Raw genomic sequence first — 17,061 nt, 5'->3', positions numbered from 1 at the left:
CAGCTGAACCCCGCAATGCGCGCCGTTCGGCTTATTTCAGTGCTCCAGGAACACGAAGTTCATCCAGCTGCTCATCCGGAGCAGTACCTTCCTGAGCACGGCGACGTGATGCCAGTGATCAGTGTAGACTGCGACGCTTGCGACGACGCCGCCCGGAAGCTGATACTCATCCGTATTGTCGAGCACCTTGATGCTTGCGAGCGTCTGGCCGGGCGGAAGCCTCTCGGGCGATTGTGGATCAATCAGTGCCCCGCTCGGCTGGAGTTGTCCCTGTGCCATGACGTCGATGACTTGCTCCACGCGGGCCTTGAATATCCTCCCCGGCACCGCCTTGAATGCCACCTCGGCCTCGTCGCCGACGCGAACGCGCTGCAACGAATTCTGAATGAAGGCGGCGCCCAACATCCTGTCCTCGTTGTTGATGAAGACCATGACGGGACGCAGAGGCAACGGGTTGGCCATCATGCCGGGACGGAGGAATACCTGCGTGACGTAGCCGTCGCTCGGCGCGCGAACAGTAGTCTGGTCGAGTTCGTACTCGGCATTCCCAAGCTCGGCCTCAAGCCGCGCGACAGTTGGATTGGTGCCGTTGATCTCGGCCTCATAGGCGAGCTGTGCCTGCATTGCCTGGGCGCGAGCGGTATCGGCCGCGGCCTCGGCAGTCAGGTAGATGCCGCGCCGGTTATCGACCTCGAGCTCCGAATAGACTGCCGCCCTGCCGCTCGCCTTCGCATTTTCGTTCGACTGCTCGACGCGCTGGAAGCTCTGCAGGGCACGGTCTCGCGAAGCTTCCGCCCCCGCGACCGCAGAGTTTGCGCCATCGAGGGCAGCCTTCAGCTGGAGCACGGCCTGCTTGGCCTCTGCAAGCGCCGCTTGCTTCTGGTCAACGGTGAACTGATAGGGACGCGGATCGATCCGGAAGAGCACGTCGCCCTTCTTGAGCGGCGTATTTGGCTGGACCGGCACTTCCACGACCTGGCCGCCGACTGTCGGGATTACCGGCGCGGACGTGAAATAGATGCGCGCGTCACTCGAATAGGGATGGTTGTAGCTCATGATGAGCAGCAGCCCGGCGATGAGGAAGATACCGCCGAGGACAGCCGTGGCGAGCGTCCACTGGTTCACCGGTATCCTGAATACCTTGAAGATCGTCCAGCAGATGGCGGCGTAGGTGAGTATCAGGAGCAGGTCCATCAGGCTTTTTCCTTCTCCTCAGGGGACGCCTCGAGTTCGGCGATCCGCGCATGCAGGCGAGCGATCTCGGCATTGGCCTCGGCTTCTTTGGAAAGCTTGCCGTCAGTCCGGATGCCCCAGCCTCGGTCCTCGCGATAGAGGGTGGCCCAGATGAAGAGAAACGGCCATATGACGTGCAGCGTGAACAGGCTCACCCAGCCGGCGACGTGAATTGCATCCTGATGCGGGTGATTGCGCGACTTTGCGATCAGGTGAGGAATGTCGTGAATGGCGATCACAGCGTAAAACAGGGTTACCACCGTGAAGATGAGCACCCCCAGAGCAAAATAATCGAGAAACACGGCCCCTCCTTCTCGGCTTGCCCAGTCCGAGCGTTTCGGTCGCAGTCGATGAGGGATAGTAGCGCCGTTGAAACACGGGCGCGTGTAGCATCACGTAACATCTATCGGGACTTACGGAAACGGGCAGGGAGGCTGCCCTGGCTCAGGGTGGAGGGATCACAATACCTGCCGATCGGAGACCAGCGAAGAAGCGCTCCTGGTCCTCGCCACGCCGGAGCCGGGTAACGACTTCCTTACGTATGTTGGGCAGGAGGTCAGGCGCATTTGCCTTCAGCCATTCCTGTTCCTTGCGCGCCTCGTCGAGCCTCCCTTCGGCTCCGAGGATAGCGATGAGAACGAGATGATGCATGGGATTGTAGCGAAGGTCGGCCATCTGGATCCAGAGTTCCGCGGCCCGGTTATCGCCCCTCATATAGGCACAGACCGCCATGCCCACCTCGTAATATCCTCGCGGTCCCGGATTGCGGGCGATGGCGCTCGACAACAGTTCGCAACCGGTTTCCCATTTGCCCGAGAGAGCGAGCCGAAACCCGTACTCGCCAGCGACTTCAGTGTCGTTCGGATTGACGGCATAGGCGGTCGCCCCGAGGCGCAGCGCCGTGTCGATATCGCCGCCAAAGAAATTGGCGAGCATCAATGCCTCCAGCGCCCTTGTATTCTCAGGTTCGAGATCGACGGCACGCTGAGCCGCCTCCATGGCCAAGGCAAGCGGCTCGGCCGAAGGCGGCGTGTCGAGGCGATAGCTAAACCTTATCTCGTCGACATAGGTCAGGGAAAGGAGTGCCCAGAGCGTCGCGTGCTTCGGGAGCCGGGCTGTCGCATGCTTGAGGCAGTCGAGCACCGCGGCATGGCTCTTCGGGTCGAGGTCGGTGCGGTAGCCGTAATAGGAAAGCGTGCACGCATAAGCCTCCCAATCCTCGCCAGGCGCCTGAACCATGCGGGCGTGGTCTGCCTGGAAAATGATCCCGTAGGGTTGGGCAAGCGTCGTTGCGATGCGCTGTGCGACATCAGCCTCGATCTCCAACACATTCTGAATGCCGAGGTTTCGGTCATAGTCGTTGGCCCAGACTACCGATCCGTCGCTTCGGCTGACAAGGCGGGCGATAAGCCTTAGCCGGTCGCCCTCTACTCGCACGCCTCCCTGCAAGGCGAAGCGCGGCAAGTCGCGGTCGGCCGGCGCGGTTTCCTCAGGGAACCTTGCGGGGGATTGCGTGATAACGACGACCTCCTTGAACTTCGCCAATTGCGTGATGACCTCATCGGTCAGCCCGCGGGCGATGGTCGCCGATTGCTGGTTTCCGGAGACGTCTTCGAAGACGTCCACAACAATCTTGGGAAGGTCCGCCTCGACTGCCGTGGCTCCCGTGCTGGGTGGAGACGGTCTCGTGGTCACGAGTGAGAGGAACGGCTCCCAGAGGATGGAGATCAGGAGGGCGAGCGCCAAGGCGGCGGTGATCGCATACCAAAGCCTGGGGTTTTGCGCGGGCTTGGTTTCTGCGCCACCCGCGCTTGGTAACTGGTGCGGCGCCTCAACACTGTCGGAGCCCGGCATCGTCTGGATGCCATCGCTTCCTTCATGAAGAAAGGGGGAGGCAGGCGCGTGCTCGGCATATTTGAAGCAGGGGACATAGCCCCCCTTTGGAATCGTGATCACTACGGGGTCGTGCTGGCCGGCCACGAGGTAGTAACGCTCGAGCGCCCTGCGGATGCGACCGGCTTCGATCCTGACGACTGGATCGTTCTGCGCGTCGAACGACGAATCCCGCGCAAATACTTCCTGCGCGATCGTATAGGCCTTCAGGTAATCCCGGCGGCCGGCGAGCGTCTCCTCGACGATATATTCGAGAAACTTGCGGCCACGATCAGGCGCATGAAATTCATCGCTTGATTGAATTCTTTCGAGCTGTCGGCGGGCATCCTCCGTGCTGGGTGTAGGCAGGCTTTCGTCACCATTTAGGCGCGCGGTTTGCATCGAGGCCCCCCTCTTAACCACGTCGATCAGTCTGCTTGGATTGCGTATGTTCCCGTATATTACGCCACTATATTAGTTATCATCAATATAATTGTGACATCTGCTCGAGCTGAAGATGAAAGCGGAGCGCGACATGAAGCGATCAGCGAATGGTTCGACGCCGTTCTCAGGCCTCGCGATGACCGAAGCGCAGTTTCCCGAGGATGTCAGCAAGATCCGCCAGCTCTTCAACGCTGACGAGAGTTTCCGCAGCATGTGCGAAGACCTGGCGGTTGCTGTCGAAGCCCTCGATCGCGTCGACTCGCTGCCCGACCATATCCGTGAGGTGCGCCAGGACGAGTATCGCAGCCTTGTCGAGGCACTCGTTGAGGAGATCCGCGATGCGATCCGGTTGTCGAAGGTTGTGATCCTGAAACGATCGACCGATCACGACACCTAAGCGCCGGCGACGTAGCGACTGTCGTACGCAAGCATGATGCAAATGGCGCAGCAACTTTCGGCTCGCCGAACAGATGATCCTGATGGGAGGAACCCGTGAGTTACAAGAGGGGACTGCTGACGCTCCTGATGGGGAGCGTGCTCTCGCTCGCGGGATTGAACCTCTCGCTGGCCGAGGATCAGAGGGGTCTTACCCGCTTTGTAGCCGGGACGCCCCCGTCCTTTTCCAGTCCGTTCCTTGCCCTCGATAGCCTGAAGACGATGCTCGCCTCCAACGACGTCGATGGTGTCGCCAAGCTGCTGGGGCTCGACGCGGAAAAGCTCAAGGCAAGCGACGAGGCCATGGCGGTCTTTACGCTCGTCCGCATGGGCGTGGGAAGGCAGGTGACCCTCGAGGATCAGGGCGCCGGCAAGGTCGTCAGAATCGGTGACCGGCACTGGGCGCTGCCCTTCGCCCTGAAGCAGGACCCAAACGGGCAATGGGCATTCGATACCAAGGCGGGTATCCAGGAAATCGTCAGCCGCCGCGTCGGGAGCAACGAGATTGCGACCGTCCAGACGATGCAAGACTACGTCACGGCCCAGCACAAATATGCGGAGGAGGACCGTGATGGCGACGGGATATACGAATTCGCCCAGAAGCTGATCAGCAGCCAGGGTGCGATGGACGGACTCTACTGGCCGGCCGAGCCCCACAACGACAGTCCGGCGAGCAGCCTGATCGAGACGGCGGCTTTCGGCCGCGCGCAGGCAGGGGAGGGCTTTTTCGGATATCGCTACAGGATCCTAACCGGCCAGGGATCCAATGTCTTCGGCGGCGAGAAGAGCTACATCAGCAATGGAAACATGACGGGTGGCTTTGCGCTCATTGCCTGGCCGGTGAAGTATGGCGTCACCGGCGTCAAGACGTTCCTGATCAACGGCGGCGGAATGCTCTACGAGCGCGATTTCGGCGAAGAGACCGAGGCGCGCGCTGCCGAAATCGACGAGTTCAATCCAGACGGAAGCTGGACCTTGATTCACGAGTAGAATTAAGGCCCTTGCAGACAAATGCCGCCTGAGCACGGGTTGCGAGGATGCGATTGGAACAGCGCGCGTCGCCGGCGACCTCACATGCCGAGAGACCGTCGGTCAGGCGGACGCGCATGGAATGCTCTCTCCGCCGAAACTAGAACGCGGAGTGTCCTGCGGCGCGAGATATCGTTCCCATACAAGGAACTTCCTCTCAAGCTCGATACGCCTCATCACAGCCCCTGGGAGAGCATCTGGTCATTCGAGCGAAATCTCACTCGACCGGCGGTTCCCAGGTGAGAAAGAAGCCGACATCTCCCGGGATTCCACCGGGGAAATTGATGATCGCGGCCTTGAGACCGTAGCCCTGCGGCTTCGCTGCCTTCTCGAATAGGTCGAAGAGTTCCTTTGCCTTGCCCTGGAGCGAGTTCGGCCATCCCGGCAGGTTGTTGTTGATCGCCCGGCCGCTGTCCGAGCAGAGGCTCGACGGGAAGCTATAGATCATCGCCTCGAATTTGCCGTCGGCGGCCGCCTTCATGACGAGGCGCTTGATCACGGCGCGCTCGGCCTCGCTGATGTGCTTCTCGAAGAAATCCTCGATGAACTCCGAGTGCTTCTTCGCTTCGCGCTCCTTTCGCTTGTCGTCTCGCTCCATTTCGACAAGCTGTAGTTCCAGGGCACGCTTCCGCAGGTCCTCGGCGCTGGCTATTGGCGGTTGGGAACCAGGGTCCTCTTTTCCAGTCATCGTTGTACCCTCCAGGCTTCATGTGAAGAATAGGGTCGTTCCCGAAACGAGGGCAGTAAGATACGGTATTATACGCCAGGAGCGAGGATAATCGGATTGCCGGTCATCTCAGGCATCAATGTGAGTTCTGCGCGAGCCGGGCCGCTTGTGAGGCTGCGGCCGGTGCCGAAAGGGTCGGACACCGGCCATCCTTCGTCAGCGAAGAGCCGTCAGTCGAAAAGCTTGACCTTCAGGTCGGCGGCCTCGAACAGGTAGTCGCGCGATTCAAGGATCCTGGAGCGCAGGGCGTCGATGTCCTGACCGACGAGGGCGCCTTTCCACTTCCTGACCTGGCCGGCCACCAGGACGCTTTCGACGTTGGAGCGTTCCATCAGCGTCACGACTGCACCCGGCACATTGTTAAGCGGTGCCACGTTGAGGGCCTGGCCGTCGAGCAGGATGATGTCTGCTTCCTTGCCGGGCGTGAGGCTGCCGGTCTTGTGGTCGAGATGGAGGCCCTTCGCGCCGTTGATGGTGGCGAACTTCAGCACGTCGCGCGATGTCAGCAGATCCGGGATATTCTGCTGCCCTTCGATGGCGGCCTGGTTGACCAATGCGCGCTGAAGTGTCAGTGCGCTCCGCATCTGGGTGAAGAAGTCGGCGGTCATGGTGCATTCGACATCGACGCTCAACGACGGCTCCATGCCCATTTCAAGCGCCTTGAGGATCGGCGGCATGCCATGGCGCATGGACATTTCGATCGGGACGGCCAGCGAGATGTGCGAGCCTGCGTCGCGGGCCTTTTGCCAGGCCAGATCGCTCATCCCGGTCATGTGAATGAAGATGTGCTTCGAAGTGAAGCGATCCGAAAGCCGGTCCATGGCCACCTGCAGGCCAAGGCTGCCGACGACATGCAGTGCAATGGGAAGATCAAGCTCGCGACCGAGATTCCACAGCATGAGCGGATCGAGGTCGGGGAGATAGATTTCTCCACCCATCGCCATTGTCAGCAATTGGTCGTCGGAGGCGAAATGCTCGGCGCGGATGCGGCGCGCATCCTGCGGATATTTGAGGTCGGGACCATAACCTTCGAAATATCCGAGGACGCCGCGACGCCCGACAGCCTTCATGCCTTCGATCACCGCATCCGAATGAGCCGGGGAGTGATGGATCTGCGATACGTCCAGGACGGTCGTCACACCGGCATCGAGTTGGCTCAACCCGCCGAAGACCTCGGAAATGTAGACATCCTCGGGACGGTAAACCATGGCGAACTTGCCGAGGATGTATTCGAGGTAGTTGGGTTGGCCGTGCTTGCTGCCGTCATCGAACAGGAGGCCGTTCGGCAGGAAGGATCGCAGGGCCGTCTCGAACTGGTGGTGATGCGTGTCGATGAAGCCTGGCATAACGATTCGGCCCGTGGCCTCGATCACTTCGGCATCGTGGACCTCGATCGAACGTCCCACCTGCACGATCTTGCTGCCCTCGATCAGCACGTCGCCGATTTCGAGATCGCCGACGGCAGCGTCCATGCTCATGACATGGCCGCCCTTGATCAGGGTCTTGCGGCCTTTCTGGCCCGTGGTTGCAGGAAAGTCGTGCGGGCTCGCATGGCTGCGAAGCGTGGCGGATGCCGTTGCCGCCGCCGTCGCGCTTGCGGCCGAGCTTGCGATCGATCGATGAGACGTCTTCTCCGTGCAGAGTTCGCACATGCTCCTATCCCTCCTCCAGATTGTTTCTAGGGCCGCGATGAACTCGTCGTTCGGTGCCCGCGGCCGATGTGCCCGATCCGCACCTGCGCCCACAGGCGCAATGTGCGGATCACCTCCCAATTCACGATGCCGGTCGTTGCCAGAGAGCAATCGTCGGGTAGTTCTTGCCGGTCCAGTGCTCCAGGCGCCTTGCGAACTCACGCTGGAAGGAAAGCGGGCCGTGCTTTTCCATCCAGTCCTCGTCGTAAATCGCGATGAAGATCGTCAAAGACAGAAAGAAGTGTGCGCCCATTTCGAAGAGCGCGACATAGTCGTGATTGATCAGCGCCTCGCGCTCAGCGTCCGTCAGGTAGTTGACGGTCGAAAGCTCGGCGTCGTTCAGCCTCGGTCCGATCGACTGCTCCCAGCTTGCGACGAGCGAACCCGGATCCTCCTTGTAGCGACGCAGCAGTTCCGGGTCCCGGTCGACGGTGAAAAGGAACTTGTTCACATAGTACTTGCTCATGCTGCTGCTCCCTCCGGGTACCAGGTGAAATAAGCCTCCATCGTGTGGAACAGATCGAGGTTGTCGTGATAGGCGGTGGGGATCGGTCCGGCGATGCCCATCATCAGGATCAGGTCCATGAAGCCGTGCGTGGCGTTGCCGCTTCTTGCCATGCTGTCATGCGTCACGCTCTCAAGGATAGCATCGATATTGCCGGTCGAGAGCCATTCGATCGCCTTGCGGTCGAATTCCGGGTCCGGTCCCGTTTCCTTGAACTGGCGTGGCCCGCCGAGCTCGAGCGACAGGTGGCCGCTGCCGATGGCGGCGATGCGCTTGTCGGTCGGGAACTCGTCGATGACCTCGCGGATGGCACGGCCCAGATCCCAGAAACGCTTCGGCGAGGGCAGCGGCGGCGCGAAGATGTTGGTGTAGATCGGCACGACCGGCAGGTCGGCATCCGGGCGGGTCGTGATGATGGGGCAGATGATCGAGTGGTCGAGTTTCAGCTCGTGGCTGAAGGAGAAATCGAAGCCGCGGTCCATCAGGCCCTGATGCATGAATTCCGACAGTTCTTCATGGCCTTCCAGCACATATTTCGGAATGCCGAACTCGCGCTCCTCGTTGTAGAAGGTCGCGTCGTAGCGCGGCGCCTTGCCGATGAGGAAGGTCGGGTAGTTGTCGAGGAAGAACTGGTGGAAGTGGTCGGCGCCGATCATGACCAGAATGTCCGGCTTGGCGCGGGTCAGTGTCTCGCGATAGGCCTCGACCTTGCGCTTCCATTCCGGCGCTTGCGGCATCTGCTGTTCCGGCGGCATGGTTGTCGCCTTCAGGTAAAAAGGGTGGTGAGTGGTCGCGAGGACCGCTGCCAGTGTTGCCATGTCTTCTCCTCCGAATCTCTTTCGTTATTAAACCTGCCTATTGCGCTGCCGCCACCTGGCTCGCATCGCCGCCGAGGTCGGGCCAGGCGGCCGGATTGCGTTCGAGTGCCGAGCGGATCCCTTCTCCGTGCTGGTCGACGACGGGCGCGGCCCGGACGGTCTTGGCGCGCTCGCCGTCGAAGGAGAAGGCGGGCCGGACGGTCTGCTCCGCGCCTTCGATGCGATTGGCGACCGGCACGAACATTTCGAGATGTGTTGCCTGAGGGTCGCCGATGACATCGGGAATCGAGTTGATCGGCGCGAAGGGCACGTCGAATCTCGAAAAGCGCTCAACCCATTCCGAACGCGACCTGGTGGCGAAGATGGCATTCAGCTCGGCGTTCAGTGCCTCGTAATTGTCGATGCGCCTGAGCCGTTGCGAAAAGCGCTCGTCGCTGGCGAGCGCCTGCCCATCGATCGCTTCGACTAGCGCATCCCAGAACTTGTCGAGCGACGACAGATGAAAGGCAAAGAGCTTGCCGTCCTTGCAGCGGACGATGAAGGCCTGGGCGAGGCGAGGGCGGTCGACGCCGCTCGGTTCCTCGCCGAGCGCGAAATAGCCCATGAAGGGCTCGACCGCAAAATGCATCATTGCCTCGAGCATGGAGATGTCGATGCGCTTGCCCTTGCCGGTACGGCCGCGTTCGACGAGGGCCGCGGTAATGCCGAGCGAGGCATAGATGCCGGTAATCGCGTCGGCGAGGGCCGGGCCGATGAAGCGCGGCTGTTCGGGATCGATGGCGACGCTGAGGAAACCGCTGACTGCCTGGGCGACGGAATCGTAGACCGGCCGCTGCGCATAGGGGCCGTCAGGCCCGAAGCCGCTGATCGAGCAATAGATGAGTTTCGGGTTGATCTTGCTCAGCGTTTCGTAGTCGGCGCCGATCCGGCCCGCTGCGCCAGGGCGGAAATTCTGGATGTAGACGTCCGCCTGGGCGATGAGCCGGTAGAAGATTTCCCGGTCCTTCTCGCTTTTCAGGTCGAGACCGATCGCCCGCTTGTTGCGGTTATAGGCCTGGAAGTGCGCGCTGTAGAATCCCGTCTTGAAGCTGCGATAGGGGTCGCCATTGCCGGCGGACTCGATCTTGATCACGTCGGCGCCGAGATCGGCGAGCATCATGCCGGCGCATGGGCCGGTGATGAAGGTACCCTGTTCGACGACGCGGATTTGGTTCAAAGCTTTCAGCATCTGCGGATCCTAGTTCTCGTTTGCCACGAAGCCTTCCGGGGCGGGGCCGTCGTAGCCGATGGCGCCAGCGGCGGCGTGGGACATGATGAAGCCGATCGGGCGGGTCTGTTCTTCGAGAAGGTGGCCGATCAGACCTGCTGTGCGGGCGAGCAGCGGAACGCCCTTGAGCGCGAGCAGCGGATAGCCGGCATCGAGCAGGACGCAGGGGATGGCGCTCGAAACGTTCATGACCAGGGACTTTCCGATGATCTCAGGGATCAGCGTCTCGACGGTCTTGGCGATCTGGCAGTGGACGCCGGCGACGCCGAGTTCGCGGGCGATCTCAAGCAGCCGCTCGGCGCGGGGATCGTGGCCCTTGTGGAGCGGGTGGCCGTAACCGGGAATGACCTTCTTTTCCTGCCTGTAGCGGCGCAGCAGCTTTTCCGCCGCGGCCTCGATCGAACCGCCGCTCGCCTCCTTCTCTTCCCTGATGTCACGGAAGAAGGCGCCGGCTGATTCTGAGGCGCCGAGAATGACCGACCCGCAGCCGAGGAGGCCGGCTGCGACCGCGCCCTGCACTGCCTCGGGCGAGGCTGCCAGCGTCATGCGCGCCGCCTGCACGCTCGGGACGAGCCCGTGCTCGGCAATAGCGACCAGCGTGGCGTCGAGCATGCGGCGCTGCTTCTCGTCCGGCAGCGAGCCCGCGACGAGCAGCCAGGTGTATTCGGTGAAGGAGATGGAGCCGATAAGATCTTCCACGAGATCGTGGCCGCGGACGATGATCGTCTCCGGGTTGGAGGTGCAGATCGCCTGGTATGGCGATGATTGCTTGCCGATTTTCATGCTGAAGTCCTTGGTTGCTCCGGAAGGGTGGTTATTGGACGGCACTTGCCGCATGCAGGAAGCGCCGGGTCCAGCTTTCGAACCGGTCCATGTAGCGCTGCAGGAAAAGGCGGGTCTCCTCGTTTGTCACCTCGCCTTCGGGGGTGACGAGCCCGGGATAGAGGTGGATGAAGGCTTCCGGCTGGCCCATGACATAGACGTCGAGGCAGCCGAGAATTGCGCGAAGGTGCTGCTGTGCCGCCGCCGTGCCGATACGGCCATAGGAAGCGCCGGCGATCGCCGCGGGCTTGCCGGCCCAGGCACTGGCGCCGAGCGGGCGCGAGGCCCAGTCGATCGCATTCTTCAGCATGGCGGAAATCGACCGGTTGTGCTCCGGCGTCACGAAGAGCAGCGCGTCGGCGCGGCGGATGTGCGCCTTGAGGCGCTCGACCTCGGCCGGCGGCCCCCGATCCAGGATGTCCTGGTCGAAAAGCGGAAGGTCATTGATCCTCACCCAGTCGAACTCGATGTCCTGTTTTGCAAGTCTTGTCATGGTGAGCGCCAGCAGCCTGTTGAGCGAGGCTTCGCGCGCGCTGCCCACGATGACCGCCACTTTCAATCGCGACATGAATTCCTCCCCCCATGCCGATATCTATATATTCGCTGAGCGAATTTATATTCGTATAATGAATTTCGACAGGGCAGGGTGTCAAGCCCCGGCATGGCAGGAGGTGAAAAATCGGGAGGGAAGGAGACGCCTAGCGGGTAGCTGTGCCGGCCGGGGCGAGGGAGTGCAGCAGCGCCGGAAAACGGCCGAAGAGCTGTGAGAGCCGGCCTGCGGCAAGCCGCAGTTCTGGCAGGCGCTGCTCGATGAGTTCGTCAGGGGTCAGCCGGGGCGTATAGCCGGAGCTATTGATCGCGCAGACGACGCGGCCGCTGTTGTCCTTGACCGGAACGGCGAGGGCGGTGATGCCGTAGTCGAGCTGGTCGACCGTAATGGAATAGCCCTTGGCGCGGGTCTCGACGAGGATGTCACGAAGCTCCTTCTCCTCGGTCACGGTATAGTCGGTGAGCTTCACCGGCGTGTAGGCATGGAAGTAGCGATCGATTTCCTCCTCCGGCAAGGCGGCCATCAGCACGCGGCCCATCGACGTCGCATAGGCCGGATAGGTGACGCCGAGGCTTGCGTTGCGCCGCACGCCGCGGCTCTCGGAAAGATGTGCGATGTAGAGCACGTTGGTCCCGTCGAGGACCGCCATGTTCGCCGCGTCGCCGAACAGCGAAGTGATGCGGTGGAGTTCCGGGGTGACGGCCTCTTCGACATTGAATGCGTTGAGATAGGCCGAGCCGAGCGCAAGGATCCTCGGCGCGAGGAGAAAATGCTTGTTGTGCCGGCGAACGAATCCGAGCGCCTCGAGCGTCAGTATGTTGCGCCGGACGGTTGCGATCGACATGCCGACCTTGCGCGACAGCTCGGCAAGCGTCATCTCGGGATCCCTGGCGTCAAAGGCCTCCAGGACCGATAACCCCCGTGCCAGCGCATCGACGAACTCTGGCGAATTGCTGTCAATCATCGGAATTTCTCCTGCTGCGTGCCATTTCGTTCGCACACGGGATTGACAAGCGCAAGTCCTCCTGCCTATCGTTATGCGAATATTTATTCGTCTAGCGAATTTCTTGGGAGGGAAAAGCTATGAAGACAAGGCGTGAGTTTCACAGGCTCGTGGCAGCCACGGCCATGGGGCTTGCCGCCCCTGCGGTATTGGGAAGCAGGGTCTTCGCCCAGGACAAGCCGATCCGCGTTGGGGCGAGCGTTTCGCTCACCGGCCCGCTTGCCAGCACCAAGAACGGCCAGATCGGCTACGAGCTGTGGCGTGACGACGTCAATGCCGCCGGCGGCATTCTCGGGCGCCAGGTCGAGCTCGTTCTCTATGACGACCAGAGCAGCGCTGCGAACGTTCCGGCCATTTACTCCAAGCTCGTCGATGTCGATGCCTGCGACGTCCTTTTCTCGCCCTATGGCGCCAATCTCTCGGCGCCTGTCATGCCCTTCATCCGCCAGCGCGACCTCTTCATGATCGGCATGTTCGGCCTTGCTGGCAACGATGTCGCCCGCCACGACAAGTTCTTCCACAGCGGTCCGTGGGGGCCGAATTCGGGACGTGACTGGGCGCGCGGCTTCTTCGACCTCGCCAAGGGCGCCGGCGTCACCAAGATCGCCATCATCAATGCCGACCTGGAATTCTCCAAGAACGCCGCGAAGGGTGGCACGCAGGTTGCCGAGGAATACGGCATGGAGGTCGTGTTCAACCAGAGCTATCCGCCGAACACCAGCGATTTCTCCTCCATCATCCGCAACATCAACGCCGCCGACCCGGAAGCGATCTTCATCGCCTCTTATCCGGCTGACAGCACTGCCATCATCCGCGGCGTCAAGGAAATCGGCATCTCGGACAAGGTGAAGATCTTCGGTGGCGCGATGATCGGTCCGCAATACGGCTCGCTGCTGGGCTCGCTCGGGCCGGAGCTCAACGGCCTCGTCAACTCGCACACATTCGTGCCCGAACCAACGATGCAGACGCCGGCGATCAAGGGCTTCTTCGACCGCTATACGCCGATTGCCGTCCAGCAGGGCGTCGATCCGCTCGGCTTCTACATCCCGCCGTTCTACTATGTCGCCGGCCAGCTTGCCGAGGCGGCGATCAAGGGATCGAATTCGCTCGATCCGGCCAAGATGGCGGAATATCTGCACGGCAATACCGTCGAGACCATCGTCGGGCCGATCGCCTTCAACGAGATCGGCGACTGGAAGGAGCGACGGGTGCTGATGGTGCAGCTTCGCGACATCAAGGGCAATGACCTCGAGCAGTTCCGCAATCCGGGCCATCAGGTCATCCTCGATCCGCCGTCGCTCAAGACGGGCGAGCTTGCCGGACCGTATAATGCGGCACGCGCCAGCTGATCGTTCAACCGATCCAGAGAGCCGGCGAGAGGCCGGCTCAAGGACCTCATGATGCTCTCAATCGATATTCTGCTGAACGCCGTAGTCACGGGCATTCTGCTGGGCAGCGTCTACGCCTGCCTTGCCCTCGGGCTCGCGATCACATTCGGTATCCTCCACATACCGAACATCGCGCATCCGACGCTCGTCGTCGCCGGCGCCTTCTTCGTCTATAGCCTTGCACAGTTCGGGCTGGATCCGATTGCCGCTGCGATCATCGGGTTGATCCCCTTCTATCTCCTCGGTGTTGCGCTCTATGCCTTCTATGCGCGTGTCTTCGAGCGAAGGGGCGGCGCCAATGTCCTGCAGAGCCTTACATTGTTCTTCGGCCTTTCGCTGGTCATCGAAATCCTGCTTTCGCTCACTTTCGGTTCGGAACTGAAGTCGATCAACGTCCCCTATATCGGTTCGAGCCTGAGGCTCGGCTTGCTCACCATTCCCTACCGCCTGCTGATCCCCGCGCTGCTCGGGCCGGTGATGATCGCGGCCGTCTGGCTCTATCTGAGCCGCACGAATTCCGGCACCGCAATCCGGGCGGTCGCCCATGAGGAACGGGCGCTCTCGATCGCGGGCCTGAATCCGGCTTCGGTGAAGCGGCATGCCTTCGGGATTGCGACCGCGACTGCTGTCGTGGCGGGTGCCGCGCTCATCATGGTTGGTCCGGTCGAGCCTTTCGCTGGGCGCTATCAGATCGGCCGCGTCTTCGCGATCGTGGTGCTTGCCGGCATGGGCTCCATCCCCGGCAGCCTCGCGATCGCGATCATCATCGGCGTCGCGGAGGCGCTGGTATCAACCTACCTCAACCCCTCGTGGTCGCCGGGCGTTGCGTTCGCGATCCTCCTCCTCGGGCTCGCCGGTCGTCCCCAGGGCCTGTTCGGAGCTGCGCGATGAGGAAGAATTCCCTTCTGTTTCTGGTCGGGGCCGTGGCCGTCGTCGCGTTTGGCCTGCTCGCCCCATGGCTCATCCGGAACCCGTTCTATTTCTTTGCCGGCTATGTCATCCTGCAATATGTGACGATCGCCGCCGGCTGGAACATTCTCGGCGGCTATGCCGGCTATATTAATTTCGGCGCGGCCGGCTTCTTCGGGGCGGGGGTCTATCTCTCGGCCTTCCTCTTCACCGCCTTCGGGCTGCCGCTGCCGCTCTGCATCCTCGCGGCGGCCCTCCTCGGCGCGGTTCTCGGCGTGCTGATGGGATACCTGACGCTTCGCATCCAGGGTGTCTATTTCGCCATCGCCACGCTCGGCCTCGTCGTCGTACTCGAAACCATCGTCCACAACATCCCGGCTCTCGGCGGGGCAAGCGGCATGGTCGTCTATGGGCCGCCGCCGCCCGCCTGGAGCCCTGGGCCCTCGCAATATATCTTCACGGTCATGCTGCTGATCGCGGTTGCCAGCGTTTCACTGGCGCGCTGGGTGGAAATCTCCTGGGTTGGCCGCGGACTGCGGGCCGTTCGGGCGAGCGAGGATGCGGCGGAATGCTCAGGCGTTCCCACGCTCCGCCTGAAGCTGTTTGCCTGCGCGCTCAGCGGCGCCGTGCTCGCTGCAGCCGGTGCGCCATATCCGTACTACACCTCCTTCGTCGAACCCGTGACCGCCTTCAGCCTGATCATCGGGCTCAACGCGATCGCCATGCCGCTGATCGGCGGCACGCGCAGTTGGGCCGGTCCGGTGATCGGTGCGCTCCTGCTTGCCTCCGCGCAGCAGATCGCCACCGTCACCATCTCGTCGGAGCTCAACATCCTGTTCGTCGGGCTGGTCCTTATTGCCTTCGTGGCCTTTGCGCCGGGCGGCATCGCGGATCTCTTCACCCGCAGGCAGGGGAGGGTGACCCCATGAGGGAAACCGTCCTCTCCCTCAAGGGCGTCGAGAAGGTGTTCGGCTCATTCCGGGCACTGGGACCCGTCGATCTCGATATCGGCGACGGCGAACGCCTCGGCATCATCGGCCCCAACGGCGCCGGCAAGACGACGCTCATCAACTGCATCACGGGTGTCTACCGGCCGGACAAGGGCTCGGTGCATTTCCGCGGCCAGGACATCTCGCATCTTGAAGCCCACAAGCGCGCCAGGCTCGGCATCGCCCGCAGCTTCCAGATCCCGCGGCCCTTCACCGGCATGACCGTGCTCGAGAACCTGCTCGTGCCGCTGGACTATTGCGATGTCGAGGGCAGCAAGGAACAGCGAGCCAAATCGGTCCTGAAGAGCGTCGGACTGTCCGGACGTATCTCCCATCCATCGGAAAGCCTGTCCCAGCTCGAACTGCGCAAGCTGGAGCTGGCGCGCGCACTCGTCGGAAACCCGAAGCTCCTGATCGCCGACGAGGCGATGGCCGGCCTCTCGGAGGAGGAGATCGACGAGGTTCTGTCGATCCTCATGAAACTCAACGGCCAGGGCGTTGCCGTCATCATGATCGAGCACATCATGCATGCCGTGATGCGCTTTTCCGAGCGGATCGTCTGCTTCGAGACGGGCCAACTCGTGGCTGCAGGCACTTCGAAGGAGATCGCCGAAAATCCGCTCGTTCAGAAGGTGTATTTCGGTGAATAGGCTGATCATTGAAAATCTGTCTGCGGGCTACGGCGCGGTTTCTGTCCTCAGGAACGTGTCTCTGGAGCTCAACGAAAGCGAGATGGTTGCGCTGCTCGGCATGAACGGCAACGGCAAGAGCACGTTGCTCAACTGCGTTCTGGGCTTCGTGCGCGCCAGCGCCGGCAAAATCATTCTGCAATGGGATGGCAAAAGCACGGACCTGACCAGGCTCGCGCCGCACGAGATCGTCCGGCTCGGCCTTTCGATCGTGCCCGAGGGGCGGCGGCTGGTGCCGAACATCTCGGTCGAGGACAATCTGAAGCTCGCGGGCAGCAATCCGCTCGTCAGCGGCCGGATGCGCGAAAACCTCGCCTATTGCTTCGAGACCTTTCCGCTGCTGCAGGAACGCCGCCACCAGATCGCCTCGACCATGAGCGGCGGCCAGCAGCAGCTGCTGGCGATCGCCCGCTCGCTGATGACGTCTCCCAAGATCATGGTGATCGACGAGCCTTCGGTCGGCCTTGCGCCGATCGTCGTGCGCGACGTGCTGAACGCCATCACCCAGCTTCGCGAGAAGAGCAACATGACGATCCTGATGGCGGAGCAGAGCTTCTTCCAGGCGATCGATGTCGCGTCGCGCGCCTATGTGCTGGCGCATGGCAGCATCCACCGCGAATTCAGACGGTCGAAGGGCGCGATCGCCCATGACGAGATCCGCCAGGCAATGCTGGGAGTACACTGAGGAGG

Annotated in this window: 18 protein-coding genes; 7 read left to right on the top strand and 11 right to left on the bottom strand. The window is 61.9% G+C overall.

Translation table 11 applies throughout. From position 1 onward, the window contains the following. Window positions 1–36: 36 nt before the first annotated feature. From EV286_RS28330 to EV286_RS28320, 3 genes are all read right to left on the bottom strand, one after another. Window positions 37–1,194 (bottom strand): HlyD family secretion protein, encoded by a 1,158-nt coding sequence (locus EV286_RS28330; protein ID WP_132960592.1) that lies wholly within the window; start codon window positions 1,192–1,194, stop codon window positions 37–39. Next, window positions 1,194–1,535, bottom strand: coding sequence for a DUF3302 domain-containing protein (locus EV286_RS28325; protein ID WP_132960591.1), 342 nt, complete (start codon window positions 1,533–1,535; stop codon window positions 1,194–1,196). The genes EV286_RS28330 and EV286_RS28325 overlap by 1 nt, the downstream gene beginning before the upstream one ends. A 142-nt stretch (window positions 1,536–1,677) precedes the next feature. Then, window positions 1,678–3,507, bottom strand: coding sequence for a hypothetical protein (locus EV286_RS28320; protein WP_132960590.1), 1,830 nt, complete (start codon window positions 3,505–3,507; stop codon window positions 1,678–1,680). Between the two features lie 133 nt (window positions 3,508–3,640). Between EV286_RS28320 and EV286_RS28315 the strand changes: the two genes are divergently transcribed. Further along, the gene (locus EV286_RS28315; protein WP_132960589.1) at window positions 3,641–3,946 is read left to right on the top strand and encodes a hypothetical protein; all 306 of its coding nucleotides are present in this window, start codon (window positions 3,641–3,643) and stop codon (window positions 3,944–3,946) included. 95 nt (window positions 3,947–4,041) lie between these two features. Further along, the gene (locus EV286_RS28310; protein ID WP_348633589.1) at window positions 4,042–4,974 is read left to right on the top strand and encodes a DUF2950 family protein; all 933 of its coding nucleotides are present in this window, start codon (window positions 4,042–4,044) and stop codon (window positions 4,972–4,974) included. Window positions 4,975–5,230: 256 nt separating this feature from the next. Here the strand turns inward: EV286_RS28310 and EV286_RS28305 are convergent, their stop codons facing one another. The 8 genes from EV286_RS28305 to EV286_RS28270 all read right to left on the bottom strand — a co-directional run bounded on the left by EV286_RS28305 (window position 5,231) and on the right by EV286_RS28270 (window position 12,357). Next, on the bottom strand, window positions 5,231–5,701 hold the full coding sequence (locus EV286_RS28305; RefSeq protein WP_132960588.1) for a hypothetical protein: 471 nt from the start codon (window positions 5,699–5,701) through the stop codon (window positions 5,231–5,233). A gap of 209 nt (window positions 5,702–5,910) precedes the next feature. Continuing rightward, a complete protein-coding gene (locus tag EV286_RS28300) occupies window positions 5,911–7,392 on the bottom strand; it encodes an amidohydrolase family protein (RefSeq protein WP_132960587.1) in 1,482 nt (493 codons plus the stop codon). A gap of 121 nt (window positions 7,393–7,513) precedes the next feature. Beyond that, complete coding sequence (locus EV286_RS28295) at window positions 7,514–7,897, bottom strand: hypothetical protein (RefSeq protein ID WP_132960586.1); 384 nt, start codon at window positions 7,895–7,897, stop codon at window positions 7,514–7,516. After that, window positions 7,894–8,754, bottom strand: a complete 861-nt coding sequence (locus EV286_RS28290) for an extradiol ring-cleavage dioxygenase (protein WP_132960585.1) — start codon at window positions 8,752–8,754, stop codon at window positions 7,894–7,896. The genes EV286_RS28295 and EV286_RS28290 overlap by 4 nt, the downstream gene beginning before the upstream one ends. A gap of 37 nt (window positions 8,755–8,791) precedes the next feature. Beyond that, window positions 8,792–9,982 (bottom strand): CoA transferase, encoded by a 1,191-nt coding sequence (locus EV286_RS28285; protein ID WP_132960584.1) that lies wholly within the window; start codon window positions 9,980–9,982, stop codon window positions 8,792–8,794. A 9-nt stretch (window positions 9,983–9,991) separates the two neighbouring features. After that, window positions 9,992–10,804 carry a citryl-CoA lyase gene (locus tag EV286_RS28280; protein WP_132960583.1) on the bottom strand — a complete coding sequence of 271 codons (813 nt, stop codon included), beginning with the start codon at window positions 10,802–10,804 and terminating at the stop codon, window positions 9,992–9,994. A 31-nt stretch (window positions 10,805–10,835) separates the two neighbouring features. Further along, window positions 10,836–11,411, bottom strand: coding sequence for an NAD(P)H-dependent oxidoreductase (locus EV286_RS28275; protein WP_132960582.1), 576 nt, complete (start codon window positions 11,409–11,411; stop codon window positions 10,836–10,838). 130 nt (window positions 11,412–11,541) lie between these two features. Next, window positions 11,542–12,357 carry an IclR family transcriptional regulator C-terminal domain-containing protein gene (locus EV286_RS28270; protein WP_132960581.1) on the bottom strand — a complete coding sequence of 272 codons (816 nt, stop codon included), beginning with the start codon at window positions 12,355–12,357 and terminating at the stop codon, window positions 11,542–11,544. Window positions 12,358–12,476: 119 nt separating this feature from the next. Between EV286_RS28270 and EV286_RS28265 the strand changes: the two genes are divergently transcribed. The 5 genes from EV286_RS28265 to EV286_RS28245 are packed head-to-tail and all read left to right on the top strand — an operon-like array spanning window position 12,477 to window position 17,056. Continuing rightward, entirely contained in the window at window positions 12,477–13,745 is a 1,269-nt protein-coding gene (locus EV286_RS28265) for an amino acid ABC transporter substrate-binding protein (protein WP_132960580.1), read from the top strand. Between the two features lie 51 nt (window positions 13,746–13,796). Further along, complete coding sequence (locus tag EV286_RS28260; RefSeq protein WP_165932968.1) at window positions 13,797–14,675, top strand: branched-chain amino acid ABC transporter permease; 879 nt, start codon at window positions 13,797–13,799, stop codon at window positions 14,673–14,675. Then, window positions 14,672–15,622 (top strand): branched-chain amino acid ABC transporter permease, encoded by a 951-nt coding sequence (locus tag EV286_RS28255; RefSeq protein WP_132960578.1) that lies wholly within the window; start codon window positions 14,672–14,674, stop codon window positions 15,620–15,622. Before EV286_RS28260 ends, EV286_RS28255 begins: the two co-directional genes overlap by 4 nt. Then, a complete protein-coding gene (locus EV286_RS28250; protein WP_132960577.1) occupies window positions 15,619–16,332 on the top strand; it encodes an ABC transporter ATP-binding protein in 714 nt (237 codons plus the stop codon). Before EV286_RS28255 ends, EV286_RS28250 begins: the two co-directional genes overlap by 4 nt. Next, on the top strand, window positions 16,325–17,056 hold the full coding sequence (locus EV286_RS28245) for an ABC transporter ATP-binding protein (RefSeq protein ID WP_132960576.1): 732 nt from the start codon (window positions 16,325–16,327) through the stop codon (window positions 17,054–17,056). The genes EV286_RS28250 and EV286_RS28245 overlap by 8 nt, the downstream gene beginning before the upstream one ends. The last annotated feature ends 5 nt before the right edge of the window (window positions 17,057–17,061 follow it).

The sequence above is a fragment of the Rhizobium sp. BK251 genome (assembly GCF_004345245.1).
Classification (GTDB): Bacteria; Pseudomonadota; Alphaproteobacteria; order Rhizobiales; family Rhizobiaceae; genus Rhizobium.
This window is presented reverse-complemented; position numbering and strand designations above follow the sequence as displayed.

Excerpts from the sequence above, each read along its gene's own strand:
- EV286_RS28330 (WP_132960592.1), bottom strand. The coding sequence starts at position 1,194 with ATGGACCTGCTCCTGATACTCACCTACGCCGCCATCTGCTGGACGATC.
- EV286_RS28320 (WP_132960590.1), bottom strand. The coding sequence starts at position 3,507 with ATGCAAACCGCGCGCCTAAATGGTGACGAAAGCCTGCCTACACCCAGC.
- EV286_RS28315 (WP_132960589.1), top strand. The coding sequence starts at position 3,641 with ATGAAGCGATCAGCGAATGGTTCGACGCCGTTCTCAGGCCTCGCGATG.
- EV286_RS28305 (WP_132960588.1), bottom strand. The coding sequence starts at position 5,701 with ATGACTGGAAAAGAGGACCCTGGTTCCCAACCGCCAATAGCCAGCGCC.
- EV286_RS28300 (WP_132960587.1), bottom strand. The coding sequence starts at position 7,392 with ATGTGCGAACTCTGCACGGAGAAGACGTCTCATCGATCGATCGCAAGC.
- EV286_RS28295 (WP_132960586.1), bottom strand. The coding sequence starts at position 7,897 with ATGAGCAAGTACTATGTGAACAAGTTCCTTTTCACCGTCGACCGGGAC.
- EV286_RS28290 (WP_132960585.1), bottom strand. The coding sequence starts at position 8,754 with ATGGCAACACTGGCAGCGGTCCTCGCGACCACTCACCACCCTTTTTAC.
- EV286_RS28285 (WP_132960584.1), bottom strand. The coding sequence starts at position 9,982 with ATGCTGAAAGCTTTGAACCAAATCCGCGTCGTCGAACAGGGTACCTTC.
- EV286_RS28280 (WP_132960583.1), bottom strand. The coding sequence starts at position 10,804 with ATGAAAATCGGCAAGCAATCATCGCCATACCAGGCGATCTGCACCTCC.
- EV286_RS28275 (WP_132960582.1), bottom strand. The coding sequence starts at position 11,411 with ATGTCGCGATTGAAAGTGGCGGTCATCGTGGGCAGCGCGCGCGAAGCC.
- EV286_RS28270 (WP_132960581.1), bottom strand. The coding sequence starts at position 12,357 with ATGATTGACAGCAATTCGCCAGAGTTCGTCGATGCGCTGGCACGGGGG.
- EV286_RS28265 (WP_132960580.1), top strand. The coding sequence starts at position 12,477 with ATGAAGACAAGGCGTGAGTTTCACAGGCTCGTGGCAGCCACGGCCATG.
- EV286_RS28260 (WP_165932968.1), top strand. The coding sequence starts at position 13,797 with ATGCTCTCAATCGATATTCTGCTGAACGCCGTAGTCACGGGCATTCTG.
- EV286_RS28255 (WP_132960578.1), top strand. The coding sequence starts at position 14,672 with ATGAGGAAGAATTCCCTTCTGTTTCTGGTCGGGGCCGTGGCCGTCGTC.
- EV286_RS28250 (WP_132960577.1), top strand. The coding sequence starts at position 15,619 with ATGAGGGAAACCGTCCTCTCCCTCAAGGGCGTCGAGAAGGTGTTCGGC.